Raw genomic sequence first — 25,670 nt, forward strand, 5'->3', positions numbered from 1 at the left:
AATAGCCGCTTTCATAAGGCTGGGCTGTCTCACGGCGCCACTTTGTCAGGCTTGCGAGACAAGACCGAACATGTCTACAAGAGCGAAATACCTATGAGCCGAATATTGGTGGAGATTCGACTCTTTGAGGTAAATCGGGCCCGATGTGAGTACAGTCGCTGGCACCAGGTAGTAGTCGCAAATGGCCTCTGACGGTACGAACCGTCCGACGATGCAGAAGTCAACACCCTTATCCGGTGCAATGCGCCAATTACGCAGACCGCGGCGTGGCGTACGTGGAGGGACCACGTCGACCTTCACGACGAGGCTGCCGTTGAGTGTTATGACGAAAGGTTCATAGGTATGTTCGACTGCTGCTCCAGCGGCGTCAGCCAGCTCGATGACTTTCACTAGTAGCTCCTCTCGCATACGCGCTAGTACTCGCTTAGTTTCGACGAATGCGTAAGACCTCGTCCGCGGTAGGCCGGCCGCTTCGTACGCCTTGATCAGTGATCCGAAGGAACGAACGAGCAGTTGCGGATCTGGCATTGCTGGGTCGGCAGCGATTATTGACGCTGTGACCTTGCCATGGCGAGCTTGGCAATCTCGCAGCAGGTTGAGCAACTCCTCGTGTCCATACCGTCTTTGCCGCCGCGCGCGCTCTTCCTGCACTTCTAAGAACATTTCTGCATCGATGATTGGTGCGACCGCCCCGGCATTTACTATCCATTTGTCCTGACTGTTTCGGGTTCTTGGCGTTGAGAGCCTACAGGACCGACGGTTGTAGGCTAGGGAGCCGCAATACTTAACGTTCGTTAGGATCGAATTAATCATGACCTGGGTCCATGGACGACCAAGTTCGCTGGGCAAATGCTCGTTGTTTAGCAGGCGGGCGAGTCCCGCTTCGCTCATCCCGTCCTCGAGGTATAGCCGGTAGATTCTACGAATAGTTCCGACCTCGTTATCGGGTCCCCAAATTAAAACAACGCGATCGGTAAGAGTGATCTTGCCTTCGCCATGCTCTAGAATCGCTCGCGGCGCCCCACAAGCCTTAACCGCCAAGCGCCTGAAGCCATACCCAGCCAAGCCACCTTGCTTGAACCCCATTTCAATGAACCGTGACTGAGCAATAAAGACCTTTTCGGATAGTTCACGGCTGTACTCGGCTGCCATGATCCGCTTTATGCTCTTGAGAAGAGCAGCGTAGGGGCCTGTGTCATCTGAGAATTTCTCGCCGCAGTAGACGACTTTAATACCGGCACGTCGGCATTTGTGTTCGTAGTAAGCCGCTTCATCGATGTCTTGGAAGCGGCCCCACCTACTCACGTCAAACACGATGATGTGTGTGAAGTCTGGTTGCGGAGATTGAACGGCTTGCATTAAGGATAGTAGGCCAGATCTACGCTTGATATCCAAACCGCTTTTTCCATCATCGACGTATTCGCGAACGATGGGCATACAGTTGGCCGCAGCATACTGATGGATCATGGCTCGCTGATGATCTGTCGAGTAGTCTTGGCTCTCTGTAGACATCCGAACGTACATCACGGCACAAGCTCTTACCATCATAGATGTCCTTGATCCACCTCAAATAGTAGTCCAGCAAACGAGATATTCTGTGCTAACCCTCATCGAAAGGAAAAATATGACCGACATGACACTAGCAATAGCACTTGAGTTGGAGCGGCTTCACGGCGTGCATTGGGCAATAGGGTATTTGTGCGACCGTGGAATCTCTATGGAGGTAATAGACGAACTGTTAGGCCGCCAAAATTTACCTATAACGACAATCGGAGAGAATGTTAGCTATATCAAATCCACCTTTAGCGCGTCTAACACCAGTTCAAGCGGTGTCACATAGGTAGCACCCTTCTCGTCAACTGCGAATATCAACCCGATCGGAGCTCCAGTTTCGTGCTCAACAACCATAGATCCACTGTCTCCACGTTGAGCGAAATTTGTTAGTACTTCTATCTGATCGTTAAAGCGAGCACTTCCGGTCGGGTAACGAACCCGGATATCGTCAAGATCAACGCATTTGACGAAACCGGTAGTCAAGCCCGTTCTACTGCCAAGCTTTGCAACCCTAGTTTGCTGACGTACACGGATGATTGGTTTATCTGGCCGATACTCGAATGGTGTTCCATGATCTTTAAGTTGAACACCTGGGGCTATTGAAGCGACTGCCGCGTCCACAAAATTTATGCTGCCGTCGCGCTTCAACGGCGCACTTTTAACTAGTTTTCCAACCACCGAATCTGCCAAACGTCCTCCCATCTCGTAACTAGGATGCAAAACGGCTGCTCGCAAACGAGCACCTCCTGTTGGTCCTAGCACGTGATCATTAGAAAGAAGCAGTTTCTCTCTGGTTTTTCTATCCTGCACCACACAGGCAAGAGTTCCTGAACCAGAATCTTGGTGGGAAATTGAGCAACCTATATATACACTCCGCGCAGCAGGAGTAATGATGCCGGTCTCCCTCACGTCTATTTCATCATCGTCAAATTTTCTGATTATTTGACGCTCATGATTATCTAAATCATCTAGTGAAGTAACCCGGATTGCAACTTTATAAGTATTTGTTTCTACTGCAATCCCTAAAGCAATTGAGCTCCTACGCATGCTAAATGGCCGAGATTTTCTCAACACAGTTGAATTGTCATTCAATTCAAAAGTTAAAACTTTCTTTGCCAATCTTGCCTGCTCATAGTCCATGATTCAAACCTCGCCGGATGTCGCATGTCGTAGGAGTGAGAATATCTAAGTTTATGGCAGGTTACTCATTAAAACCTTGCCTTCAGGCTTAAACTCGATCTTCGTCCAAGGAGACTGAATAAAATATGTTGAGTCAAGGCTCCGCTTGCCATCTGAATCAACAATAGTGGCGCGCAATGCAACGCCGCCAGCATATGCAACTTGGTCGTTGAAGAGCAAACGCTTTTTTGTCATAGAGTTTGCGCTAGAGCGGAGTACAGCGATGCGGAGTTGCTTACGCTTATCAACAAGCATCGCGTTGTAAATCCTTTCATTCTTTGCAGCAGCTACTAGCGGGGACAAACCGCTAGTAGCGTCAACCGTATTTAATGCCGTTTGAAACGACTCGACAACAGTTTCTAATTTGGCACTTTCAGCAAGGATAGCATCTGCTTTCTCAAGAATTGAAGATTTCTCAGCGTTATTTTTTTTCGTTAGCGTTTTGACTGCTTTCTCATCGCCTCGTAACTTTTTCAATTTTTCTCGCGAAATGCGCACTTCAGCTAATTTGGCCCGGAGGGCGCCTGAGCCTTTCATAAGACCGTCAACATTGCTCTCTAAGACAGAATGTGCTTCGTCAACAAAAACTATATCTCTAGTCTTGCAGTCTGCTTGGGTAGATAGTTCGGACTCAACCTCTGCAAGAGTAACTAGATCTGTCGCCTTCTCGCTCACAGTTATTTCTGATTTAAAAAGTGTGGCTATTCCCGCTACACCCTTAATAACAGCCCCGGCGGCATCTAAAGCGAACAAAGCCGATGACAACCCAGCCCCAACAGCGCCTTTCGTTTTTCCGGTGCGAATTGCGTCGTAAGAATCATCCAAGTTCGCTTTTGTTTCAGTTAACTGGGTTTCCATCCAATTCCAATAATTTACAAACGCAGTATGACGAGAGACAGCATCTGCAACGTCTGCGTTTGTAACGAAAACTTGATCTTTTCCAATGTCCGAACAAAGTTTGACGATGAGCTGCTGTAAAGCACTTCTAGTAGAAGCATACAACGCCATATCGATGTTATTACCTCCAGAAACCTGGCCACTAAGACCTTTAATCTCTTTTCCGATCTCAGTAGAAAATGCAGAAAGCTTGGCACTTCTTAATTCGCCCTGGGCTTTTAGGACTGCAGCTTCCGCATTCATCACTGCAGCCTGTGCTTGCAATTCTGCAACTTTAGTTGCCTGTTCAGGTGAGAGCTTTGGTTCGTCAGCTGCCGCAGGCATGACAATCAAAGTGCAGCAAACTACTGTGGTCATCAGTTTCATGAAGATCCCCTGTAAATATCAATTTGTAATTACAATTTACACATCATCAGGTCTAACTGTCACCATTTTTGCAAAAAAACAACTTATTACTTTTGGAGTATGGGTCGGTTAGGTAAGGCAAATTTGTCAAAAACGACCGTTTTTGCACATGTCCAACATGAACTAAAGGGAGGTGTTCAAAAAATACCTATTTGACTTTTGAACATGTCCATATGTATGATCTGGGTTAATGAACAGTAATACCGCTGATAAACAATGGCAAAGGTAAGAACATGGCAGTTTTTGGATACGGTCGGGTCAGCACAAAGGAACAAATGGCAGAGAACCAGCGCTTGGAGATCGAGGCAGCCGGCTACGATATCGACTACTGGCATGCGGATGAAGGAGTATCGGGCAAAATCTCAGCGTTGCGACGGCCGCAGTTCTCCAAGATGCTTGGCCACATTCGTGACGGCGAAACCTTAGTGGTTACGAAGCTCGACCGACTGGGCCGCGATGCGCAAGACGTCGGCACGACGATCAAGATGCTGGCCACCCGGGGTATTGAGGTGATCGTACTGCAACTAGGGAAGCTCGACCTGACAAGCGCCGCAGGTAAGTTGATGCTAACCATGTTGGCAGCTGTTGCTGAGATGGAGCGTGACTTATTGGTTGAGCGCACACAGTCCGGTCTTATGCGCGCGAAAGCAGAGGGCAAGACACTCGGGCGTCCGGTTAGCACTACAGCCGATCAACGCGAGGCCATAATAAAACGGTATCAGGGCGGTGCGGGTGAATCAATCAGTGCTTTAGCGCGCACCTACGGGATCTCAAGGGCAAGCGTGATGCGCATCGTGAAGCCGGCTACTGAAGCTTTCGTTGCTTGAGGCCTGTAGCTGATACAAACCTTAGCTGACTTGACTTAGTTTGTATCAAACAGTTCAGGATACACCGTGTGCCAAGGTCGTGAATTGAAAGAGCTTAGAGTTAGCGCAGTTAGGTTAGCACAGTGGTTAGTGCGCAAACCAGTGTTTACGTGGCTTCATACGATCTCAGGACCACGACCGACCATCATTATCTAGAGCATAATAGTCTTTCCTCAGATGATCTTCGCCTGTTAGTCCCATCGCTTTTTCGCGAGTTTAATGAGGAGCCGCTCCTCTTTAGACTTTGGACACCAGTACTCACGCAGATGCCATCGCAGCCGGTCGAGAAAGCCTAGCCCTGGCTCTGGCGCAGGAGGGGTAGGTAATCGAGGCATACGACCATGCCAGCCCCTGTACCCCTTACATTGCTCCTCAAATTCTTCAAAGCTATCGGGAATTTTCATCGTGCGATCTTAGAGTTCAAAGTTAGGTGCCACAGCTTAAACGTTGCGGATTAGCTCGAGGAGATGGCCCTGCTGGCCGGGCAGCATGCCTACCCACGTGCTCGAATGCCCTGGCGAAGGGCAGGCGGTTGGCGCCGATAATGCGGGGGCAGGCGAATTATAAGGTTCCATAGTTTCCTTTTTTGTCATGCATTTGTGCGCGGGACGGTTTCACTGCAGGCCGATATCGACGAGTTTGGGACGGGCGATCACCCCACTATCCCGATGCTGTAGGGCAAGAGCAATCGATCAGGTCACTAGCCTTATCGTCGATTCGTCCGTGATCACCGGCCACACAGCTTCAATCTGCTCGAGCAGCGCGGCCCGGAGCTTCAGGGCAGAAGTAGGGCAGTGTATCGGCGATGGCGATCTCGTGTAGGTCGACCATGAGGCCATTGATTTCGTTTTTGATGATGTTCATGTTGCTTGCCTTTCGGTTATCACGTTGTAGGAAACGCATGCACATAGATTTCCTGACGCTGCAGCCACCGGCCGAGGCGCATGTAGTTGTTGTCGCGGCTCTGCTTGTATCCGGCACGGTGCGCCGCGGCGAGCTGTGTCCAGTACAACCTTAGCTCAGGGTGCGCCCCGGTCTGCGCCTTGGCATCCTCGACGTCGTCGGCGTCCCAGCCGTACAGGTTGGCGATGTAGGCGAAATCACGGAGGAATTGTTTAGACGCTAACATCGGCCCAATCCCTTCCGATCCCGTCCGGGATCTGGACGTCCACAACCAGCCCTTTCTTTGCTAACCGGCGTGCTAACCCGAACGCAGCCGCCTGCCCGGTAAAGCTGGCGTCGTTGTCGCCGGCGATCAGCACGCGCTCCACGCCCTGCGGCGGCACCCAAGCTTCCAGCAGTACCGCATTGGTCGCGGCCCAAACCGGCATGCCGAAGCGAATAGAGGCCGCCAGAGCCGTTTCGATACCCTCGCTTATGCCGAGAGTCGCCCCGCCTCCACCCAGCCTTACAGCGGCCGTACTCAAGGGCTTGCCGGCCATGATCTTCTTCGGCTGCGGCACCGGCGCCTTCTCGCCGTCGTCAGTCAAGTAGGTGCGGTGGATCGACGCGCCGGTGCCGTGCGGGTACTGCAGACGGGCGAGCATTGCCGGAAAGCGACCCAGATCGACGCCGGCCTCGTCGGTGTACCGCAGCTCAGGGTGGAAGCGGAGGCCAAGCGGAACCGTCTCGATGCCCAGGCGCCGGCTTAGGTACCGCCACACTGGGTCGCCATGCACGACCGCCCTGCTGGTCTTCCACACCTGGTTCAGCGCGCGAAGCTTACTGGTTTGGGTACGCTCTGGTGCGATCGACCCAGGCTGGACCGTCTCGACGATCTGGTCGACCTGCTTGGCGGCCTCGCTGAACGACCACCCCATCACTTTCTGCAGCAGCTGGAAGCCGTCGCCCGACCCGCAATGCGAGCAGATCCACGTCCCCCGGCCGGCCTTGTCGTCGAACCGGTACCGGTCCTTGCCGGCGCAGATCGGGCAAGGGCCATGCTTCTTACCGAGGAAAGCCGGGTCGACGCCTAGCTGCTGGAGGATGCCGGGCCAGCGGCCGACCGCTTCGTCGGCGGTCCGAGTCTTAACCCCCTGCATGGCGCGCTCCCTTTCCTTTCGCTGCCTTGATCTGCAGGTGCTTCACAAAGCCGAGCACCGCCTCGCCGGGCGCCGCCGGAGCGTCCCGCAAACCCCGAGGCCAGACGCCGAAGTAGTCCCGGTATCGATGTGCCACCCATCCCGGCTGCCGCCCCTTCTCTTGCGCGAGTCCGAGCAGCTGCGAATAGAACTCCTGCCTGTCTATCTTCGACGCCTTGGGTTTCTTCTTTAGCGGCACCAAGTCGCCGGCGCGGGTCTGTACGTCCGATCGGCGCTCCGGCGCAAACCCGCATACCGGGCACTTGTGCACGATCTTGACGTAGCTGCAGGACGGGCAGGCCTTCGGCAGTTGCTTCTCTCGCTCCTTTTGGCCGCCCTTCGCATCCTTGGGCGAGCCGTCGTCGAGCTCGAGCGGAAACTCGTCGGTCGGGAAGCCGAGGCGCACCACTGACCCGGAATGGTCGAGGATCAGTGCGCGGTCCTTGCTGGCGTGCGGGCGCAGCACCCGCCCAGCCATCTGGATGTAGCGGATCAGGGAGCGCGTCGGGCGTGCCAGGATCAGCGTGCGGCACGCCGGGAAGTCCCAGCCCTCGGCGAGGATGCCCACGTTCGACAGGATCATGGTCTCGCCAGTCTCCATGCGGTGCAGGATCTTGCGGCGCTCTTCCGTGTCGGTATAGCAGTCGATGTGGTCGGCGCTGATCCCGGCCCCCTGGAAGCGCTCGACGATGTGCTTGCTGTGGGCGATGTTCGCTGCAAAGCAGACCGTCGGCGTGCCAGCGGCCAGGCGCAGCCAGTGCGTCACGATGTCGCCCACCAGCTCCGGTTTGTTGACCGCGCGTGCGACGTCGGCGTCGGTGTAGTCCATCTCTCCGGATGGGTTGCGCGCCTGCTTGATGCCGGTCATGTCCGGCTCGCTCGGCGCGTACACATCGCAGTCGACCAAGTAGCCGGCCTCGATCAGGTCCGGGATGGTCGCCGCCACCGTCATATGCTGGAACAGCGCCCCGCCCAGCTCGTCGTAGTGCTTGCCCAGGCCTCGGGCGTATGGCGTGGCCGACAGGCCAATCACCGGTACACCTTTGGCGGCAGCGATCACCGCGCGGTACTCCTTCGAGCCGGCCACCGTGTGCGCCTCGTCGATGATGATCAGATCGACGTCGGGAAGGCCGCGCCGGACCACCGTCTGGATGCTGGCCACCAGCACGCTTTCGTACACCCGGGCAGTGTTCTCGCCTTGGATGATCCCGTGCGCAATACCGGCTTTGGTGAAGCGGCGCGCCGTCTGCTCGACTAGGTGCACGCGGTTGCATAGGAAGATAACGCGCTTATGCTTCGCTCGGGCGCCGCGGACCAGTGCCATGCCGATCTCGGTTTTACCGCTGCCGGTCGGGCTGCAGAGCATTTCGCGGGTGATCCCTCCAGCCAGGGCACGACGGAGGTTTTGGACCGCGGCGGATTGATAAGGCCGGAGGATGAGAGGGCCGGAACCGGCGCCCGCCTGGCTGGGCGGGTTTTCTGGGTTAACTCTTCTCTTTTGAGATGCATCCCAGGGGCTAGCGTGCTCTTCTGAGACCCGTGTCAATAAAGAGCACGTTGCTAGCACGCCGCTAGCGACTTGCATGTCTGTCATGTCCTAGCCTCCTGCTGACGGTGCGCTGGCGCGGCGTCGGTCAGAAACCCAGCCCCGATCAGTCGATCGAGATCCAGCCCGGTGACGAAGAGCTTCCGCTCGAGGAACGGGACGTCGTAAGGCACCACGCCGTTGTTCTGACTGGCGAACAGCCACAGCAGCATGAGGTGTCCCTTCGAGACGTCCGGCAGGGAGCAAAATGCGTAGTCGTCCAGGATGGCTCGGTGCAGCTTGATCCAAGGCGGGTTTCGCTTGGCGTAGTGCTGGAAAGTGTTCCAGTTCTTCACGGAGAGTTGGCGGGCCGTCATGCGCCGCCCCCGGGCTCGGTCGGCGAGGCCGCCGCCTTCTTCAAGTCGTGGCGACGGCCAAGCAATACATAGCGCGCCACGCCCTTATGCAGCAGCCCATCGGGGCCGATTACGTCCTCCCTGAGCGTGTAAATATTCCACTGCTCTTTGAGATTGAAGATTCTTGTGGCGAATCGGAGATACCCGGCCGCAGTTCCTTCGTAGGTGTTGAGACCGCGATCACCCCGGTATTCCAATGCGCGGCGGAGGGTTTCTAGTTGAGTGCGCCCGTCAGCTGCGCGAAGTTCAACACCGGCTTCGCGTAGCTCTCGACACACGGCCGTGATATTCTCAGTTCCGCAGTCGACCACCTTTTGTGTGGACGGTGCAGGCCCCCCAGCCTGATTCTGATAAGCGCTCCCCTGGCCAGGAGCGTTTTCGTTTGGCGCGTGCGTCGTCATCATCAAACACCGCGCTCGATGAAAGCTCGGATGTCCTCGACGCGCCAGACCGTCGTGCGCGGCCCAATTTTAACTGGAGATGGAAAGCGGCCGGACTTTACGCCGGCCCACCACGTCGACTTGCAGACCGGCACGACGGCCGGGACGGGCGGGTGTGCGCTGTTGTCACCGATGATTTGAGGGAGTCGGAGAAAACCGGTTTCTGGAAGGTGATGCATTTTGATTACTCCTGTGTACTAAGGTCCAAACTTGGACCGACAGGGCAATCTTGGTATTTCCGATCATTCGTGAACAGCCGGTGTGCTGCTTCACTGTAAGTTATGCCGGCTTACATTACACTTTGCCGACGAATATGGCGTTCTGCCCGCAGCTGCTACGGTGTACCAGTAGACTGTTTTTTCTTCCAATCTGCAATCCATGACCTGGCAGTCCTAAATGTAACTGGAACTAGTTTCCCTGCGATGGCTTCGGCAGCGCTATCCATGCTTTTGTAATTCCGCATGTTTTTGTCGCACCAAGAAAAGACGTCTGCCTTCATCTTTCTATTTTCACTGTGTCTGGCATCGAGGCCAGCTAGCGAAAACTTATTCAATTCCAAGCCTTGTTCCATAGACCTTCCAGCGATGGTTCCTTGCAGTACGCCGAGCCATCGCTTTGCCTCGCAAGTATATGACCAGGCCTCGAGACTATTCTTTTCAGCCTTGAACGCTTGGATGGCGAAAGCGCAGGCTGTCATGCCGACAGCAATTTGCGTGAGTGCCTCCTTAAAGCCAGGAGTCAGTGGCTTTCCCTCCCATTCTGTCATATTTTCAGCAATCTCTATTTGGTCGATCTGAAATTCTCCACTGGTGTTTTCTTCATTCCAGAGAGGCGTGAATATGTCATCCATAAACTCATTTTTTTCTCCGAAACTCCATAAATCCCATATGTCGCAAAGAGCTGATATCACTGCGCCACATTCAGTAACAGGCGTGCGCATACCTATTGGAACGGTGTCGCCTGAATGTCTTGCTTCACTATCCAAGAGTTCCGTCATCACTGGTTCGAGATTTTGCATAATTTACCTACGTTAATTATTGGCTTTAATAGCTCGTAGTTGATCAAGATAATCCGCCCATTGCTGCATCATTTCCCGCCGTGCCGGCAGATGAGCAGTACGGTTGTAGGCCCGGCCGTTGGCATCGCGAACGGCATGCGCGAGCTGGTGCTCGATCAGGTCAGGACGCACGCCCATTACCTCGTCTAGGATGGTGCGCGCCATTGCTCGGAAACCGTGGCCGCTCATTTCTTCCTTTGCGATGCCCATGCGACGCAATGCCGCCAGAATCGCGTTGTCGCTCATTGGCCGGGTCGATGTGCGCGCGCTCGGGAACACATAGCGCCCGGCGCCGGTCAACGGCTGGATCTCGCGAAGAATTGCCGTGGCCTGGGCCGATAGGGGCACGATGTGGTCGATACCCAGCTTCATCCGGGCTCCGGGGATGCGCCACTCTGCTGCATCAAGGTCGATCTCGGCCCACTCCGCGCCGCGCAGTTCACCGGGTCGAACGAACACCAGCGGCGCCAGGCGTAGGGCGCATGACACAACGGCTGAGCCTTGGTATTTAGCGATCGCACGTAGGATCTGCGCGGCCTGTGCCGGCTCGGTAACGGCTGCGAAGTGTTCGCCTTTAACCGGGGGAAGGGCGCCTCGTAGGTCACCTGTTGGATCGCGGACAGCGCGGCCGGTCGCAACGGCGTATCGGAACACCTGTCCGCAGTTGCCCAATGCACGATGGGCTGTTTCGAGAGCGCCGCGGGCCTCGATCTTGCGCAAGACCTGCAGCAGGTCCGGTGCCGTAATATCACCAACAGGCTTAGAGCCGATGTGCGGAAAAATGTCTCGCTCGAGCCGGCGGATGATCCGGCTGCCGTGCGCTTCTACCCAATTGGGCGAGTGCTTTTCGTACCACTCTCTCGACACCAGCTCGAAGCTGTTGGCGACTTGCTCTAGCCGCATCGACTTGCTGGCTTTGCGGCTGTGGCTTGGGTCGATGCCATCGACCAACAGCTTGCGTGCGTTGTCGCGCCGCTCTCGCGCATCTTTCAAGGTCACATCAGGGTAGGTGCCTAAGGAAAGGAGCTTCTCTTTCCCCTCGAAACGGTACTTGAAGCGCCACCACTTACCCCCACCAGGGGTAACAAGTAGGAACAGGCCACGCTCATCGAAGAGCTTCGCCGGCTTGTCGCCGGGCTTAGTGTTGCGAATCGTCGTGTCGGTCAGCGGCATGATGGGGGTAACAGTTTTTAGGGTAATCCAGTTACCCCGCGAGTTACCCCCGCTAGAGTCTGGATGTTGTTGGACTATGTTACCCCAACTTACACGACTCCCCATAGTAAAAAACCCGCACGAAGGCGGGTTCTTGGACGCGGTCAAACCGCGTTGGAGTGTTTGTTGGTGGAGGCGGCGGGAATCGAACCCGCGTCCGCAAGCACTCTACAGACAGTTCTACATACTTAGCACTATCAATTAATTTAACCTGGACAACGGGGATGTGCACCCTTTGGACAGGCGAGTCACCTATTATTTAACAGTCGACCAAGTGACCCGGCCTACTGCGAGCCCCTGTAAATGAGTCCACGAGCCTTGCGGCACACCCCAGGGGCGAGGTGTTGTGGACCTAGCAGCAATTAAGCTGCGAGTGCGTACGAGTTATCGTTTGCAGTTATTGATTTCTGGATGTATTTACGAGGTAACCAGTCCTCGGTATGCCCTGCGCTGCTTTGCAACCCACGTCGAAACCAGGTCGCCCCCAACGAGAGAACCTTCATTGTACTCCAATTTGTCGCCGCGCGCAGCCTGACTGCTGAAACCACCTGTGATGTCAAGTGGTCAAAGAATAGTCGCACAGCATATGAAAATTGCAATATCATGGCCCGGCTTCACGGTCTTCTTCAGATTCTTCGACAAGGAAATGGGAATGGTCTGTATCGTCTGTGGTAACACCAAGATGGCTGGGCTCGCGTCATGGCATGCGACCTGTCCGGCGTGTCATTACGAAAGCGCGGATCTGTCCGTCGCTATCAACCAGCACACCGGTCTCGAACTCAACGAAGCCGAACGCGAAGCCGGGCTGAAGGCGCTGCGCCTCGAGAACTTCCGCGCCATTGTCCAGTTCGCCAAGCGGCACGTGCGGCCGGGAAGGCGCACCCTGCTCGACGTGGGCAGCGCCCACGGCTGGTTCCTGGAAAGTGCGCGCGACGATTTCGACGTGCTCGGGGTCGAGCCGGATGCGGTAGTCGGTTCACGTGCCGCGGCGCGTGGCCTGCCGGTGCGGGCCGGCTTCTTCCCCGACGTGTTGCGCGAGGACGAGCGCTTCGACGTCATCGTCTTCAACGACGTCATCGAACACATCCCGGATATCCGCAGCGCCCTCGACGACTGCAGGCAGCGCCTGAATCCGGAGGGCATCCTGATCCTCAACCTGCCCAGCAGCCGCGGTTTCTTCTACCGCCTGTCCAAGGTCATCGCCCGCTTCGGCTGGCGCACGCCCTTCGAGCGCCTGTGGCAGAAAGACCTGCCGTCGCCGCACGTGCACTATTTCAGCCCGGACAACCTGTCGAAGCTGGTTGCCGGACGCGGCTTCGATCTGGTCGACAGCGCCGAGCTGCCGGCCCTGCGCGCCAAGGGCCTGCGCGAGCGCCTGAGCTGTGTCGGCAAGGTGCCGCTGCTGTCGCTGTGGGTGCAGTACATCGCGATCATATGCGCGATCCCCGTGCTCAAGATCTTCCCGAGCGACATCATCGTCTGCATCTTCCGTAAAAAAACCGCAGGCTGAACAAGCGCCTGCGGTTTCCAGTAGGGACGAAAGGGATCAGCGGTTGCGGTTGGCGATCTCGTTACCGATCATGCCGCCGCCGATGATGCCGGCGACCGTCGCCAGTTTCTTGCCGTTGCCGCCGCCGATCTGGTTGCCGATCAGGCCGCCGATCACGGCGCCGGTACCGATGCCGACATAGTTCGGCTGGGCCGGTGCGGGAGCCGGAGCCTGCTGCGGGTAGTAGCGCGGTTCGGCCGGCTTCGCGTGCACCACGCGGGTCTTCTCGACCACCTTCACGACCGGCTTTTCCTTGATGACTTCCTTGATCACCACCGGCGCCGGCTGCGGTGCGGGCTGGGCGTAGGCGACCGGCTGGGCTGCGATCGGCGCGGTACCGGCGGCCAGCTGGGTGGCCAGTTGCGGCGTCACCGGGGTGGCGGCCAGTGCGCTTGGCGCCACCGGCGCGGCCTGCACGGCGGCTGCCGGCACCATCACCACCTGGCCTTGCGCATTCGTCATCGGCACCATGCCGGCGTAGGGCGAGGCGGCGAGGGCGGCCTGCGCTTCCGGGGCGCTCTTCGAGGTCGGCAGCAGGCCGGTAATGGCGGCGGCGCCGGTCAGGCTGACGATGACGACTGAGGCGGCGGCTGCGGCCATCAGGGGGTGGATGCGGGTGGTGGTGCGTGCGGTGGTTTCCATGTTCTGCTCCGTTTGACGTTGTGTTGTCGTGCAGGAGTAGATTAATGGCGAGCCCGTCCCAATCCTAGACGGAAGGCTGTATCAGTCGTAAAGAGATGTAAGCGGCCCGGCTGGGGCAGGGCCGCTCCAGGGAATTCAGGCCGCGCGTTCGGCTTCGCGTGCCGCTTCCACCACGCTGCGCAGGGTCTGCAGCAGGTCGGTCGGGGTGTCGAGCAGGTAGTCGGCGCCCCAGGTCGACGGTTCGATGGCGCCGCAATAGCCCCAGTTGCAGGCCACCGTCACCATGCCCGCAGCGACGCCGGCTTCGACGTCGCGCTTGTCGTCGCCCACGTACCAGCAGTGGGTCGGATCGATGCCGAGGCGGCGCGCACCTTCCAGCAGCGGGGCCGGATGCGGCTTGGAGAAGCCGGTGGTGTCGCCCGACACCACGCAGCCCGCGTGCGACAGGCCGATCTGCGGGATCAGCGGGTCGGTGAAGCGGGCCGGCTTGTTGGTGACGATGCCCCAGGCCATGCCGGCCTGCTCGATGCCGAGCAGGAGTTCGGTCACGCCGCCGAACAGTGAGCTGTGCACGGCCATGGTCTCCTGGTAGCGGTCGAACCACTGCAGGCGCAGCTCTTCATACCCATCGTCGCCCGGCGCCAGGCCGAAGGCGGCGCCGATCATGCCGCGTGCGCCGGCGGAGGCGGTGGGGCGCAGCACCGAGTATGGGGTCGGCGGCAGGCCGCGCTCGGTGCGCAGCCAGTTGACGGCGGCCGCGAGGTCGGGCGCGGTGTCGGCCAGCGTGCCATCGAGGTCGAACAGGATGGCACGCGGTGCCGGCAGGACGGTCGGGAGAGTCATGAGTGAATGAGATGCGGTCGGGCGGAGGTTAAAGCGGTTTGCTGCACGCCACCATGTAGTTCACATCGGTGTCGTTGTTGAGCGAGTAGATCCTGGTCAGCGGATTGTAGGTCAGGCCCTTCATGCCGTCGACCTGCAGGCCGGCGAGGCGCGCGAATTGCGACAGTTCGGCCGGGGTGATGAATTTTGCATAATCGTGTGTCCCGCGCGGCAGCATGCGCAGCACGTACTCCGCGCCGATGACGGCGAACAGATAGGACTTCGGATTGCGGTTCAGGGTCGAGAAGAACACGTGGCCGCCCGGTTTCACGAGCGTGGCCGCGGCTTGCACGATCGCGGCCGGGTCCGGCACGTGCTCGAGCATTTCCATGCAGGTGACCACGTCGAACTGGCCGGGTTCGGCCGCCGCCATCTCTTCGGCCGCGATGTGCTTGTAGCGCACCTCGACGCCCGATTCCAGGCTGTGCAGGTCGGCCACTTTCAGGGCCTTCTTGGACAGGTCGATGCCGGTCACCTTGGCGCCCTTGCGCGCCATCGCCTCGGACAGCACGCCGCCGCCGCAGCCGATGTCGATCACGTTCTTGCCCAGCAGCGGGGCGCGCGCGTTGATCCACTCCAGGCGCAGCGGGTTGATTTCATGCAGCGGACGAAATTCCGACGTCGGGTCCCACCAGCGGTGGGCCAGTTCGCTGAATTTCTGGATTTCTAACGGGTCTGCGTTCGTAGTCGTAGTCATAGCTTGGATAATACTGGAAATGCGCCTGCTGACGGAGTGCCGCACGGAAAATATGTCCGCAGCTGTGACAGCAGCCGGCCAGGGGGGCTGCGGCACACGAAAAAAAACCCCGCCGCGGCGGGGTTGGATGGCAATCCCGAAGGATTACTTGTTGACGGTACGGGTACCGACGACTTCGATTTCGACGCGGCGGTTCTTCGCGCGGCCGCTTGACGTTTTGTTGTCGGCTTCCGGCTGCTTCTCACCCTTGCCTTCGGTGTAGATGCGGTTTTCTTCGACGCCCTTGCCCTTCAGGTAGGTCTTGACGGCTTCGGCGCGGCGGATCGACAGCTTCTGGTTGTAGGCATCGGTGCCGATCGAGTCGGTGTGGCCGACGGCGATGATGACTTCCAAGTTCATGTCGCCCAGCTTCGAGGTCAGGTCGTCGAGCGCTGCCTTGCCGGCCGGCTTCAGGACGGCCTTGTCGAAATCGAAGAAAGCGTCAGCCGAGTAGGACACTTTTTCCGAGGTCGGGACCGGCGCCGGAGCCGGGGCAGGTGCCGGTTCTGCAACCGGAGCCGGGGCAGGGGCCGGCGGTGGCGGCGGAGCGACGCACTTGCCGTTTTCCAGTTTCTCAGGCTCGACGCACAGCGGCGCGTCGCAGCCCGGGACCGCGTCGGCCGGGGTCCAGTAGCCGGTACGCCAGCACAGGCCGAAAGGATTGCGGGCGATCACGCCGCGGCTGTCCTGCACATAGGCGCTGTACGGGGTGCGCGCCTTGATGTCGGTGGCCAGCGGTGCATACGGCGCATCGCTCTGGGCAAATGCATTGCCTGCGAACGCGGCCGAAGCTGCGAGCATGAGGGTTGCCAGTTTATTCATGTTCTTTTTTCCTTTCGGGTAAATGCCTTGCGAAACTCAGCGGTGGGCGTTGTGGTCAAGAGAATAACATGCCTCGGGAAGGGGCCAGTTTCGCATTGTGAAACAAACAATTAATTTCCTGTCCATTTTGCCACATGCACCAAAAACGCACGACTGCACCTAAATCAAACACAAAGCATATTTTACTAATGTTGTTTTGTTGCAACGTTACCTCAAGCGGACTGGGCTGACATCGACAATGCTGGAACCGTCCCCACCACAAAGGGGCTTTGCCGAGGAATTGTGCTGCCACTAACGCCCCCATGGTAGAATCATCCGTTGCAGTCAAAGGGAACCTCGAAAACCTACTGCGCGTTGCATTGTCGGCTTGCGATGCTCGCTGTACTCCTCGTACAGCTGCGCTTCTCGGCCGACACTGCTGCCGCTCGCGACGGTTTTCGAGATTCCCTCAATAACCATTAGCCTGAAAGCAGTCGACCCGCCCAATGGATCAATTCGCAAAAGAAACAGTTCCCATTTCCCTAGAAGAAGAAATGCGCAAGAGCTACCTCGATTACGCGATGAGCGTGATCGTGGGCCGTGCTCTGCCGGACGTGCGCGACGGCCTGAAGCCGGTGCACCGCCGCGTGCTGTACTCCATGCACGAGAGCAATACGACGCATAGCCGTCCGTACGTCAAGTGCGCACGCGTGGTCGGCGACACCATGGGTAAATACCACCCGCACGGCGACGCTTCGATCTACGACACCCTGGTCCGCATGGCCCAGGACTTCTCGCTGCGCTACACCCTGGTCGACGGGCAGGGCAATTTCGGCTCGATCGACGGCGACTCCGCCGCGGCAATGCGTTACACCGAGTGCCGCCTCGACAAGATCTCGAGCGAGCTGCTGGCCGACATCGACAAGGACACCGTCGACTTCCAGCCGAACTATGACGGCAAGGAAAAAGAACCGACCGTCCTGCCGACCCGTATCCCCAACCTGTTGATCAACGGTTCCTCGGGTATCGCGGTCGGCATGGCCACCAACATCCCGCCGCACAACCTGTCGGAAGTGATCAACGGCGCCCAGCACCTGCTGAAGAACCCGGAGTGCACGATCGACGAGCTGATCGAGCTGATCCCGGCGCCGGACTTCCCGACCGCCGGCATCATCTACGGCGTCTCGGGCGTGCGCGACGGTTACCGCACCGGCCGCGGCCGCGTGGTAATGCGCGCCAAGACCCACTTCGAGGAATACGGCAAGGACGGCGGCCGCATTGCGATCATCGTCGACGAGTTGCCCTACCAGGTCAACAAGAAGTCGCTGCTCGAGCGCATCGCCGAGAACGTGCGCGACAAGAAGCTGGAAGGCATCAGCGACATCCGCGACGAGTCCGACAAGTCGGGCATGCGCGTGGTCATCGAACTGAAGCGCGGTGAAGTGCCGGAAGTGGTGCTGAACAACCTGTACAAGCAGACCCAGCTGCAAGACACCTTCGGCATGAACATGGTGGCCCTGGTCAACGGCCAGCCGAAGCTGCTGAACCTCAAGCAGATGCTCGAGTGCTTCCTGTCGCACCGCCGCGAAGTGGTCACCCGCCGCACCGTGTTCGAGCTGCGCAAGGCGCGCGAGCGCGGCCACATGCTGGAAGGCCTGGCCGTCGCCCTGGCGAACATCGACGACTTCATCGCGATCATCAAGGCCGCGCCGACGCCGCCGATCGCGAAGATGGAACTGATGCAGCGCGCCTGGGACTCGTCCCTGGTGCGCGAAATGCTGAACCGTACCGAGCTGGCCGGCGCCGGTGGCATCGAAGCCTTCCGTCCCGAGCACCTGCCGAAGCACTACGGCATGCAGCAGGACGGCCTGTACAAGCTGTCCGACGAGCAGGCCCAGGAAATCCTGCAGATGCGCCTGCAGCGCCTGACCGGCCTGGAGCAGGACAAGATCGTCAACGAGTACAAGGAAGTGATGGACCACATCGCCGACCTGCTCGACATCCTGGCCAAGCCGGAGCGCGTGACGACGATCATCAGCGACGAGATGGCGCACATCAAGTCGGAGTACACGGAGAACGGCAAGGACCAGCGCCGCTCGGCCATCGAGCACAACGCCAGCGACCTGGAAACCGAAGACCTGATCACCCCGCAGGACATGGTGGTCACGCTGTCGCACTCGGGCTACATGAAGTCGCAGCCGATCTCCGAATACCGCGCCCAGAAGCGCGGCGGACGCGGCAAGCAGGCGGCGGCGACGAAGGACGAAGACTGGATCGACCAGCTCTTCATCGCCAACACCCACGACTACATCCTGTGCTTCTCGAACCGCGGCCGGATGTACTGGCTGAAGGTGTGGGAAGTGCCGCAGGGCTCGCGCAACTCGCGTGGCAAGCCGATCGTCAACATGTTCCCGCTGCAGGACGGCGAGAAGATCACCGTGATCCTGCCGCTGTCGGGCGAGAACCGGACCTTCCCGGAAGACCACTACGTGTTCATGGCGACCTCGCTGGGCACCGTCAAGAAGACCCCGCTGAAGGACTTCAGCAACCCGCGCAAGGCCGGCATCATCGCGGTCGACCTCGACGAGGGCGACGTGCTGGTGGGCGCCGCGCTGACCGACGGCCAGCACGACGTGATGCTGTTCTCGGACGGCGGCAAGGCGGTGCGCTTCGACGAGAACGACGTGCGTCCGATGGGCCGTACCGCGCGCGGCGTGCGCGGCATGAACCTGGAAGAGGGCCAGAACGTGATCGCCCTGCTGGTGGCCGAGAACGAGCAGCAGTCGGTGCTCACGGCAACCGAGAACGGCTTCGGCAAGCGTACCCCGATCACGGAGTACACCCGCCACGGCCGCGGCACCAAGGGCATGATCGCGATCCAGCAGTCGGAACGCAACGGCAAGGTGGTGGCCGCGACCCTGGTCGATGCGACTGACGAGATCATGCTGATCACCACCGGCGGCGTCCTGATCCGCACCCGCGTGGCCGAGATCCGCGAGATGGGCCGCGCGACCCAGGGCGTGACCCTGATCGCGGTCGAAGACGGCACCAAGCTGTCGGGCCTGCAGCGCATCGTCGAGACCGATCTCGAAGAGGTCGAGCTCGAACAGGCGCCGGAGTAAACAAGCTTCAGACGGGCCGCATCGACGCGGCCCGTTTTTTTCGTACCGTACCGGCCTATCGGCCTGCAGGAAGACCATGAAAAAATTCGTCCTCGCCCTGAGCGCCGCCGCGACCTTCGCGGCCTTCCCCTCGTTTGCCTTGGCTGCGCAGGGCGCCGAGCAGCAAACCACCGTCGCCGTGAAAGCCATGTTCGACGCCATGCAGATCCGCAAGAACATGGTGGCGATGTATTCGGAGATGCAGAAGGCTATGCCGGGCATGATGCGCCAGCAGGTCGCCAGCATGATCCAGGCCGATACGAGCATGAACGACGAGCAGAAGAAGGAAGCGCTGGCGAAGTTCGAAGAGAAGCTGCCTGGCCTGTCGCAATCGATCGCCGCGATCTTCAACGACGAGACAATGATCGACGATATGATCAACGAAATGGTGCCGCTGTACGCGAACAACTACACGGTCGCCGAGATCAAGCAGCTGACCGCTTTTTACCAGAGCCCGGTCGGCCGCAAGATGATGACCCTGACGCCGAAGCTGGCGGCCGAAGGCATGGCCATCGGCCAGCGCGTCATGAATCCGCGCCTCGGCAAGCTGATGCAGGACAGCATGCAGCAGATGCAGCAGGAAGTGAAGAAACAGTAAGAACGAAAGGACCGCATGACGACCCAGGTTTACAACTTCTCGGCCGGCCCGGCCGTCCTCCCGAAGGAAGTGCTGCAGCAGGCGGCCAGCGAGATGCTGGACTGGCACGGCAGCGGCATGTCGGTCATGGAGATGAGCCACCGCGGTCCGGAATTCATCTCGATCTACAGGCAGGCGGAAGCCGACCTGCGCGAGCTGCTGGCGGTCCCGGCCAATTACAAGATCCTGTTCATGCAGGGTGGGGGCCTCGGCCAGAACGCCATCATCCCGATGAACCTGGTGGGCTGCTGCGCCCAGCCGGCGACGATCGACTTCGTCCACACGGGTTCGTGGTCGGGCAAGTCGATCAAGGAAGCGAAGCGCTACGCCCATGTCAACGTGGCGGCCAGCAGCGAGGCGAGCGGCTTCACCGGGGTGCCGCCCCAGGCGTCGTGGAATCTCAGCCCGGGCGCGGCCTACCTGCACATCTGCACCAACGAGACCATCGACGGCGTCGAGTACAACTTCGTGCCCGAGATCGATCCGAAGGTGCCCATCGTGGCCGACATGTCCTCGCACATCCTGTCGCGGAGAATCGACGTGTCGAAGTACGGCGTGATCTTCGCCGGCGCCCAGAAGAACATCGGCCCGGCGGGCCTGACGCTCGTGATCGTGCGCGACGACCTCCTGGAAGACGCGCTGCCGATCTGCCCCTCGGCCTTCAACTTCAAGACCGTGGCCGAGCACGAGTCCATGTTCAATACGCCGCCGACCTACGCGATCTATATCGCGGGGCTGGTGTTCGCCCACCTGAAGAGGCTGGGCGGGGTAGCGGCCATGGAGAAAATCAATATCGAAAAAGCGCGCCTCTTGTATGCGGCGCTGGATGCGGACGACTTCTACCAGAATCGCGTCTCGCACGAATTCCGCTCGCGCATGAACGTGCCGTTCTACCTGCGCGACGAATCCCTGAACGAGAAATTCCTGGCCGGCGCGAAGGCGCGCGGGCTGCTGCAACTGAAGGGCCACAAGTCCGTCGGCGGCATGCGGGCATCCATCTACAACGCGATGCCGCTCGAGGGCGTACAGGCCCTCGTCGATTATTTGAACGAATTCGCGGGGCGTTAAGCCCGCAGTGTCCGTTGTTCGTAGGGTGGGCGTTTGTGATTCAGTCCACTGGACTGAATCACTCCGCCCACGCGTTCAACGCACGCGTGAATAGCCCGCGACATAGATAACGACCGAACGATGAACGACAAACTCCTCCCCCTGCGCGAACAGATCGATGCGATCGACGCGCAAATCCTTGATCTGCTGAGCAGGCGCGGCAAGGTCGCCCAGCAGGTCGGCCACGTCAAGGCCGAGACCAACGCCCCCGTCTTCCGCCCCGAGCGCGAAGCCCAGGTGCTGCGCGGCGTGGCCGAACGCAATCCGGGTCCCCTGAAGGACCGCGACGTCCAGACCATCTTCCGCGAGATCATGTCCTCCTGCCGCGCGCTGGAAAAGCGCGTGACGGTCGCCTACCTCGGACCGTCCGGCACCTTCAGCGAGCAGGCCGTCTACCAGCAGTTCGGCAGCGCCATCGAGACGCTGCCCTGCGTGTCGATCGACGAGGTGTTCCGTGCGACGGAGGCCGGCACCGCCGACTTCGGCGTGGTCCCGGTCGAGAACTCGTCCGAGGGCGCGATCAACCGCACCCTCGACCTGCTGCTCGCCACCACCACCGTGATCAGCGGCGAGATCTCGATCCCGGTCCACCACAGCCTGATGAGCAAGACCGGCAGCATGGATGGCGTGACCGTCGTGTGCGCGCATTCGCAGGCCCTGGCGCAGTGCCAGGTCTGGCTCAACCAGCACCATCCCGGCATCGAGCGCCGCGCCGTGGCCTCGAACGCGGAAGCCGCGATCCTGGCCAGCCAGGACCCGACGGTCGCCGCCATCGCCAGCGAGATGGCGGGCGAGCAGTACCAGCTCGGCGTGGTGCAGGCCCACATCCAGGACGACCCGCACAACCGCACCCGTTTCGCCGTGATCGGCAGCCTGGAAACCGGGCCCTCGGGGCGCGACCGCACCGCCATCGTGCTGGCCGTGCCGAACAAGGCAGGCGCCGTCTACAACCTGCTGGCGCCGCTCGCCAGGCACGGCGTGTCGATGACGCGCTTCGAGTCGCGCCCGGCGCGCATCGGCACCTGGGAGTACTACTTCTATGTCGACGTCGAGGGCCACGTGCATGACGCCGCCGTCGCCCGCGCGCTTGCCGAGCTGAAGGACAACGCCGCCTTCTTCAAGGTGCTGGGTTCCTACCCGCAAAGTCTCTGATTCTTTCCACTTCTATTCGAGTACATCATGTCGCAATTCGGTCCAGATTACGTCCGCGCCATCGCCCCCTACCAGGCCGGCAAACCCATCGCTGAAGTCGCCCGCGAGTTCGGCTTGGATGAAGCCAAGATCGTCAAGCTCGCCTCGAACGAAAACCCCTTCGGCGTGCCGGAATCGAGCCGCGCCGCGATGGCGCAGGCCGCCGCCGACCTGGGCCGCTACCCGGATGCCAACGGCTTCGAACTGAAGGCGGCGCTCTCGGCGCGCTACGACGTGCCGGCCGACTGGATCACCCTGGGCAACGGCAGCAACGACATCCTGGAAATCGCCGCCCACGCCTTCGTGCAGAAGGGCGAGTCGGTGGTGTACGCGCAGTATTCCTTCGCCGTGTACGCGCTGGCGACCCAGGGCGTCGGCGGCCGCGCCATCGTCGTCCCGGCCAAGGACTATGGTCATGATCTCGACGCCATGGCCGCCGCCATCCAAAGCGATACCCGCCTGGTCTTTGTGGCCAATCCGAACAACCCGACCGGCACCTTCATCCCGGCCGCGCAAATCGAAGCCTTCCTGCAGAAGGTCCCGGCCAACGTGGTCGTGGTGCTGGACGAGGCCTATAACGAATACCTGGCGCCGGAACACCAGTTCGAATCGAGCCAGTGGGTGCGCAAGTACCCGAACCTGATCGTCTCGCGCACCTTCTCCAAGGCCTACGGCCTTGCCGGCCTGCGCGTCGGCTTCGCCATCGCCCAGCCTTTGGTGACGGACCTGATGAACCGCATCCGCCAGCCTTTCAACGTGAACTCGCTGGCCCAGGCGGCCGCGATCGCCGCGCTGAACGACAAGGAATTCCTGGACAAGGGCGCCCGCAACAACGCCGAGGGCTACCGGCAGATGACCGCGGCATTCGAGGAGCTGGGTCTGCAGTTCGTGCCGTCCTTCGGCAACTTCGTGCTGGTGAAAGTCGGTGACGACGAGCAGGCCGGCGCGCGCGTGAACCTGGCGCTGCTCAAGCAGGGCGTGATCGTGCGCCCGGTCGGCAACTACGGCCTGCCGCAATGGCTGCGCATCTCGATCGGCCTGCCTGACGAGAACGCGACCTTCATCGCGGCCCTCAGGAAGGTCCTGGCTTGATGATCGAGCGGCTCGTCGTTATCGGCGTCGGCCTGATCGGCGGGTCCTTCGCGCTGGCGCTGAAAGCGGCCGGCGCGGTACGCAGCGTGGCCGGCGTCGGGCGCGATCCGCAGGCGATGGCGCGCGCGCTGGAGCTGGGCATCGTCGACGAAGTCTGCACGACGGTGGAAGAGGCGATGCGCGGCGCCGACATGGTGCTGCTTGCCGCGCCGGTGGGCCAGACCGGTCCCATCCTGGCTTCGCTGCTGCCATACCTGGAGCCGCAGACCATCGTCACCGACGCCGGCAGCACCAAGTGCGACGTGGTGCTTGCTGCCCGCGAGGCGCTGGGCGGGAAGCTCGGCCAGTTCGTGCCGGGCCACCCGATCGCGGGCAGCGAATCGAATGGTCCCGAGGCGGCCATGGCCGGCCTCTACCGGGGCAAGAAGACCGTGCTCACGCCGCTGCCGGAAAACGATCCGCTCGCCGTCGAGCAGGTCGCCAAGGCCTGGCGCGAATGCGGTTCGCTCATCCACACCCTGAGCCCGGAAGACCATGACCGCGTGTTCGCCGCCGTCAGCCACCTGCCGCACCTGCTGGCCTATGCGCTGGTGGACGACATCGCCGCCAAGCCTCACGCCAGCCTGCTGTTCCAGTACGCCGCCAGCGGCTTCCGCGATTTCACCCGCATCGCCGGCTCCTCGCCGGAGATGTGGCGCGACATCAGCCTGGCCAACCGGGCGGCCCTGCTTACCGAGCTGGATGCATATCTGGCACAATTGACTACATTGCGCGCGCGGCTCGCCGCCGCCGACGGGCCCGCGCTCGAAGCCGTGTACGCGAACGCGCAGCGCGCGCGCCGTGCCTGGTTGGAGGCCATCGAGGCCGGTTCCCCGCCGCAGACGCAACCCCAGGATACCGAATGACCCAGTCCAAACACTACCCCCAGCACATCGACCTCGAACCCGTGATCCACGTGGAAGGCTCGGTGCGCCTGCCTGGCTCCAAGAGCATCTCGAACCGCACCCTGCTGCTGGCCGCGCTGTCCGAAGGGAGGACCACGATCCACGACCTGCTGGCCTCGGACGACACCATGGTGATGCTGGGCGCGCTGCGCTCGCTCGGCATCCGGTGGGACGAAGTCGACGAGCGCACCGTCGTCGTGCACGGCAACGGCGGCGTGCTGCCGAACCATGAGGCCGACCTCTTCATGGGCAATGCCGGCACCGCGATCCGTCCGCTGACGGCCGCGCTGGCCGTGATCGGCGGCGACTATACGCTGCACGGCGTCTCGCGCATGCACGAGCGCCCGATCGGCGACCTGGTCGACGCGCTGAACGAAGTCGGCGCCCAGATCGAGTACACGGGCGAACAGGGCTTCCCGCCGCTGCGCATCCGCCGCGGCCACATTGCAGCCAACCGTATTTCGGTGCGCGGCAATGTGTCGAGCCAGTTCCTGACGGCGCTCCTGATGTCGGCGCCGCTGATGGCCACCACCCATGCCGTGTCGATCGACGTGGTCGGCGAGCTGATCTCCAAGCCCTATATCGAGATCACCCTGAACCTGATGCGCCGCTTCGGCGTGACGGTCGAGCAGAACGGCTGGTCCTCCTTCACCGTGCAGCCGGGCCAGCGCTACCGGTCCCCGGGCAGCATCCACGTCGAGGGCGACGCCTCCTCGGCGTCCTACTTCCTGGCGGCGGGCGCGATTGCCGGCGGCCCGGTGCGCGTGGAAGGCGTGGGCGAGAACAGCATCCAGGGCGACGTGCGCTTCGCCGATGCGCTCGAGCGCATGGGCGCCATCGTGACCCGCGGCGAGAACTGGATCGAGGCGCGTTCGAACGGCGTGTTGAAAGCCATCGATGCGGACTTCAACCACATTCCCGATGCGGCCATGACTATCGCGGTGGCCGCGCTGTATGCGGACGGCCCGAGCACCCTGCGCAACATCGCCAGCTGGCGCGTGAAGGAGACCGACCGCCTGTCCGCGATGGCGACGGAACTGCGCAAGGTCGGCGCCGAAGTGGAGGAGGGGCCGGACTACATCCGTATCACGCCGCCGGAACAGTTGAAACCGGCTACCATCGACACCTACGACGACCACCGGATGGCGATGTGCTTCTCGCTGGCCTCGCTGGATGGCAAGGCGCGGCGCGGCAACGCCATGCGGATCAACGATCCGAAATGCGTCGCCAAGACCTTCCCGGAATACTTCGAGGCCTTCGCGGGCATCGCCAAGAACGAACTGTTTTAAAAAGAGC

General features: G+C 60.2%; 23 protein-coding genes and 1 other RNA gene. 9 read left to right on the forward strand and 15 right to left on the reverse strand.

The features are described 5' to 3' along the window. Positions 1–45 precede the first annotated feature (45 nt). From NX780_RS23565 to NX780_RS23575, 3 genes are all read right to left on the reverse strand, one after another. Positions 46–1,548 carry a recombinase family protein gene (locus NX780_RS23565; RefSeq protein ID WP_307733059.1) on the reverse strand — a complete coding sequence of 501 codons (1,503 nt, stop codon included), beginning with the start codon at positions 1,546–1,548 and terminating at the stop codon, positions 46–48. Between the two features lie 237 nt (positions 1,549–1,785). Next, the gene (locus NX780_RS23570; RefSeq protein ID WP_258830329.1) at positions 1,786–2,694 is read right to left on the reverse strand and encodes a hypothetical protein; all 909 of its coding nucleotides are present in this window, start codon (positions 2,692–2,694) and stop codon (positions 1,786–1,788) included. Positions 2,695–2,745: 51 nt separating this feature from the next. Then, on the reverse strand, positions 2,746–3,996 hold the full coding sequence (locus tag NX780_RS23575) for a hypothetical protein (protein ID WP_258830330.1): 1,251 nt from the start codon (positions 3,994–3,996) through the stop codon (positions 2,746–2,748). Between the two features lie 272 nt (positions 3,997–4,268). Between NX780_RS23575 and NX780_RS23580 the strand changes: the two genes are divergently transcribed. After that, a complete protein-coding gene (locus tag NX780_RS23580) occupies positions 4,269–4,862 on the forward strand; it encodes a recombinase family protein (RefSeq protein WP_258830331.1) in 594 nt (197 codons plus the stop codon). Positions 4,863–5,784: 922 nt separating this feature from the next. Here the strand turns inward: NX780_RS23580 and NX780_RS23585 are convergent. From NX780_RS23585 to ssrA, 8 genes are all read right to left on the reverse strand, one after another. Then, positions 5,785–6,030, reverse strand: a complete 246-nt coding sequence (locus tag NX780_RS23585; RefSeq protein ID WP_258830332.1) for a hypothetical protein — start codon at positions 6,028–6,030, stop codon at positions 5,785–5,787. After that, the gene (locus NX780_RS23590; protein WP_258830333.1) at positions 6,017–6,943 is read right to left on the reverse strand and encodes a DUF7146 domain-containing protein; all 927 of its coding nucleotides are present in this window, start codon (positions 6,941–6,943) and stop codon (positions 6,017–6,019) included. The genes NX780_RS23585 and NX780_RS23590 overlap by 14 nt, the downstream gene beginning before the upstream one ends. Next, the gene (locus NX780_RS23595) at positions 6,930–8,576 is read right to left on the reverse strand and encodes a DEAD/DEAH box helicase (protein ID WP_307733061.1); all 1,647 of its coding nucleotides are present in this window, start codon (positions 8,574–8,576) and stop codon (positions 6,930–6,932) included. The genes NX780_RS23590 and NX780_RS23595 overlap by 14 nt, the downstream gene beginning before the upstream one ends. Then, positions 8,573–8,884, reverse strand: a complete 312-nt coding sequence (locus tag NX780_RS23600; protein ID WP_258830334.1) for a hypothetical protein — start codon at positions 8,882–8,884, stop codon at positions 8,573–8,575. The genes NX780_RS23595 and NX780_RS23600 overlap by 4 nt, the downstream gene beginning before the upstream one ends. After that, entirely contained in the window at positions 8,881–9,327 is a 447-nt protein-coding gene (locus NX780_RS23605) for a helix-turn-helix domain-containing protein (protein WP_258830335.1), read from the reverse strand. The genes NX780_RS23600 and NX780_RS23605 overlap by 4 nt, the downstream gene beginning before the upstream one ends. Positions 9,328–9,697: 370 nt before the next feature. Then, positions 9,698–10,381 carry a hypothetical protein gene (locus tag NX780_RS23615; protein ID WP_258830337.1) on the reverse strand — a complete coding sequence of 228 codons (684 nt, stop codon included), beginning with the start codon at positions 10,379–10,381 and terminating at the stop codon, positions 9,698–9,700. Between the two features lie 12 nt (positions 10,382–10,393). Further along, positions 10,394–11,593 (reverse strand): tyrosine-type recombinase/integrase, encoded by a 1,200-nt coding sequence (locus NX780_RS23620; RefSeq protein WP_258830338.1) that lies wholly within the window; start codon positions 11,591–11,593, stop codon positions 10,394–10,396. A 166-nt stretch (positions 11,594–11,759) separates the two neighbouring features. Next, positions 11,760–12,118: a transfer-messenger RNA gene (gene ssrA / locus NX780_RS23625) on the reverse strand. A gap of 166 nt (positions 12,119–12,284) precedes the next feature. Between ssrA and NX780_RS23630 the strand changes: the two genes are divergently transcribed. Further along, positions 12,285–13,142, forward strand: a complete 858-nt coding sequence (locus NX780_RS23630) for a class I SAM-dependent methyltransferase (RefSeq protein WP_258830339.1) — start codon at positions 12,285–12,287, stop codon at positions 13,140–13,142. 36 nt (positions 13,143–13,178) lie between these two features. Here NX780_RS23630 and NX780_RS23635 read toward each other — a convergent pair whose 3' ends face one another. The 4 genes from NX780_RS23635 to ompA all read right to left on the reverse strand — a co-directional run bounded on the left by NX780_RS23635 (position 13,179) and on the right by ompA (position 16,263). Continuing rightward, positions 13,179–13,823 (reverse strand): glycine zipper 2TM domain-containing protein, encoded by a 645-nt coding sequence (locus NX780_RS23635; RefSeq protein ID WP_258830370.1) that lies wholly within the window; start codon positions 13,821–13,823, stop codon positions 13,179–13,181. A 135-nt stretch (positions 13,824–13,958) separates the two neighbouring features. Then, the gene (locus NX780_RS23640; protein ID WP_258830340.1) at positions 13,959–14,666 is read right to left on the reverse strand and encodes an HAD family hydrolase; all 708 of its coding nucleotides are present in this window, start codon (positions 14,664–14,666) and stop codon (positions 13,959–13,961) included. 28 nt (positions 14,667–14,694) lie between these two features. Beyond that, positions 14,695–15,402, reverse strand: coding sequence for a bifunctional 2-polyprenyl-6-hydroxyphenol methylase/3-demethylubiquinol 3-O-methyltransferase UbiG (ubiG, locus tag NX780_RS23645; RefSeq protein ID WP_258830341.1), 708 nt, complete (start codon positions 15,400–15,402; stop codon positions 14,695–14,697). Between the two features lie 144 nt (positions 15,403–15,546). Beyond that, entirely contained in the window at positions 15,547–16,263 is a 717-nt protein-coding gene (gene ompA, locus NX780_RS23650) for an outer membrane protein OmpA (RefSeq protein ID WP_258830342.1), read from the reverse strand. 485 nt (positions 16,264–16,748) lie between these two features. Here ompA and gyrA point away from each other — a divergent pair, with 485 nt between their 5' ends. The 7 genes from gyrA (at position 16,749) to aroA (ending at position 25,663) form a co-directional block, all read left to right on the forward strand. After that, positions 16,749–19,364: a DNA gyrase subunit A gene (gyrA, locus tag NX780_RS23655; protein WP_258830343.1), complete on the forward strand. Its 2,616-nt coding sequence runs from the start codon at positions 16,749–16,751 to the stop codon at positions 19,362–19,364. A gap of 76 nt (positions 19,365–19,440) precedes the next feature. Continuing rightward, the gene (locus NX780_RS23660; protein ID WP_258830344.1) at positions 19,441–20,001 is read left to right on the forward strand and encodes a DUF2059 domain-containing protein; all 561 of its coding nucleotides are present in this window, start codon (positions 19,441–19,443) and stop codon (positions 19,999–20,001) included. A 15-nt stretch (positions 20,002–20,016) separates the two neighbouring features. Further along, positions 20,017–21,108, forward strand: coding sequence for a 3-phosphoserine/phosphohydroxythreonine transaminase (gene serC, locus NX780_RS23665; protein ID WP_258830345.1), 1,092 nt, complete (start codon positions 20,017–20,019; stop codon positions 21,106–21,108). A gap of 120 nt (positions 21,109–21,228) precedes the next feature. Continuing rightward, positions 21,229–22,299 (forward strand): prephenate dehydratase, encoded by a 1,071-nt coding sequence (gene pheA / locus NX780_RS23670; protein WP_258830346.1) that lies wholly within the window; start codon positions 21,229–21,231, stop codon positions 22,297–22,299. A 27-nt stretch (positions 22,300–22,326) separates the two neighbouring features. Continuing rightward, positions 22,327–23,430: a histidinol-phosphate transaminase gene (gene hisC / locus NX780_RS23675; RefSeq protein ID WP_258830347.1), complete on the forward strand. Its 1,104-nt coding sequence runs from the start codon at positions 22,327–22,329 to the stop codon at positions 23,428–23,430. After that, positions 23,430–24,335: a prephenate dehydrogenase gene (locus tag NX780_RS23680; RefSeq protein WP_258830348.1), complete on the forward strand. Its 906-nt coding sequence runs from the start codon at positions 23,430–23,432 to the stop codon at positions 24,333–24,335. Before hisC ends, NX780_RS23680 begins: the two co-directional genes overlap by 1 nt. Beyond that, on the forward strand, positions 24,332–25,663 hold the full coding sequence (gene aroA / locus NX780_RS23685; RefSeq protein ID WP_258830349.1) for a 3-phosphoshikimate 1-carboxyvinyltransferase: 1,332 nt from the start codon (positions 24,332–24,334) through the stop codon (positions 25,661–25,663). Before NX780_RS23680 ends, aroA begins: the two co-directional genes overlap by 4 nt. Positions 25,664–25,670: the final 7 nt, after the last annotated feature.

The sequence above is a fragment of the Massilia agri genome, assembly GCF_024753255.1.
Taxonomy (GTDB): Bacteria; Pseudomonadota; Gammaproteobacteria; order Burkholderiales; family Burkholderiaceae_D; genus Telluria; species Telluria agri.

Coding starts and splice junctions, on each gene's coding strand:
- hisC (WP_258830347.1), top strand. CDS start 22,327: ATGTCGCAATTCGGTCCAGATTACGTCCGCGCCATCGCCCCCTACCAG.
- NX780_RS23620 (WP_258830338.1), bottom strand. CDS start 11,593: ATGCCGCTGACCGACACGACGATTCGCAACACTAAGCCCGGCGACAAG.
- serC (WP_258830345.1), top strand. CDS start 20,017: ATGACGACCCAGGTTTACAACTTCTCGGCCGGCCCGGCCGTCCTCCCG.
- pheA (WP_258830346.1), top strand. CDS start 21,229: ATGAACGACAAACTCCTCCCCCTGCGCGAACAGATCGATGCGATCGAC.
- NX780_RS23640 (WP_258830340.1), bottom strand. CDS start 14,666: ATGACTCTCCCGACCGTCCTGCCGGCACCGCGTGCCATCCTGTTCGAC.
- NX780_RS23680 (WP_258830348.1), top strand. CDS start 23,430: ATGATCGAGCGGCTCGTCGTTATCGGCGTCGGCCTGATCGGCGGGTCC.
- NX780_RS23615 (WP_258830337.1), bottom strand. CDS start 10,381: ATGCAAAATCTCGAACCAGTGATGACGGAACTCTTGGATAGTGAAGCA.
- NX780_RS23600 (WP_258830334.1), bottom strand. CDS start 8,884: ATGACGGCCCGCCAACTCTCCGTGAAGAACTGGAACACTTTCCAGCAC.
- NX780_RS23570 (WP_258830329.1), bottom strand. CDS start 2,694: ATGGACTATGAGCAGGCAAGATTGGCAAAGAAAGTTTTAACTTTTGAA.
- NX780_RS23660 (WP_258830344.1), top strand. CDS start 19,441: ATGAAAAAATTCGTCCTCGCCCTGAGCGCCGCCGCGACCTTCGCGGCC.
- NX780_RS23575 (WP_258830330.1), bottom strand. CDS start 3,996: ATGAAACTGATGACCACAGTAGTTTGCTGCACTTTGATTGTCATGCCT.
- NX780_RS23565 (WP_307733059.1), bottom strand. CDS start 1,548: ATGATGGTAAGAGCTTGTGCCGTGATGTACGTTCGGATGTCTACAGAG.
- gyrA (WP_258830343.1), top strand. CDS start 16,749: ATGGATCAATTCGCAAAAGAAACAGTTCCCATTTCCCTAGAAGAAGAA.
- NX780_RS23635 (WP_258830370.1), bottom strand. CDS start 13,823: ATGGAAACCACCGCACGCACCACCACCCGCATCCACCCCCTGATGGCC.
- NX780_RS23590 (WP_258830333.1), bottom strand. CDS start 6,943: ATGCAGGGGGTTAAGACTCGGACCGCCGACGAAGCGGTCGGCCGCTGG.
- NX780_RS23585 (WP_258830332.1), bottom strand. CDS start 6,030: ATGTTAGCGTCTAAACAATTCCTCCGTGATTTCGCCTACATCGCCAAC.
- NX780_RS23630 (WP_258830339.1), top strand. CDS start 12,285: ATGGTCTGTATCGTCTGTGGTAACACCAAGATGGCTGGGCTCGCGTCA.
- NX780_RS23595 (WP_307733061.1), bottom strand. CDS start 8,576: ATGACAGACATGCAAGTCGCTAGCGGCGTGCTAGCAACGTGCTCTTTA.
- NX780_RS23605 (WP_258830335.1), bottom strand. CDS start 9,327: ATGATGACGACGCACGCGCCAAACGAAAACGCTCCTGGCCAGGGGAGC.
- NX780_RS23580 (WP_258830331.1), top strand. CDS start 4,269: ATGGCAGTTTTTGGATACGGTCGGGTCAGCACAAAGGAACAAATGGCA.
- ompA (WP_258830342.1), bottom strand. CDS start 16,263: ATGAATAAACTGGCAACCCTCATGCTCGCAGCTTCGGCCGCGTTCGCA.
- ubiG (WP_258830341.1), bottom strand. CDS start 15,402: ATGACTACGACTACGAACGCAGACCCGTTAGAAATCCAGAAATTCAGC.
- aroA (WP_258830349.1), top strand. CDS start 24,332: ATGACCCAGTCCAAACACTACCCCCAGCACATCGACCTCGAACCCGTG.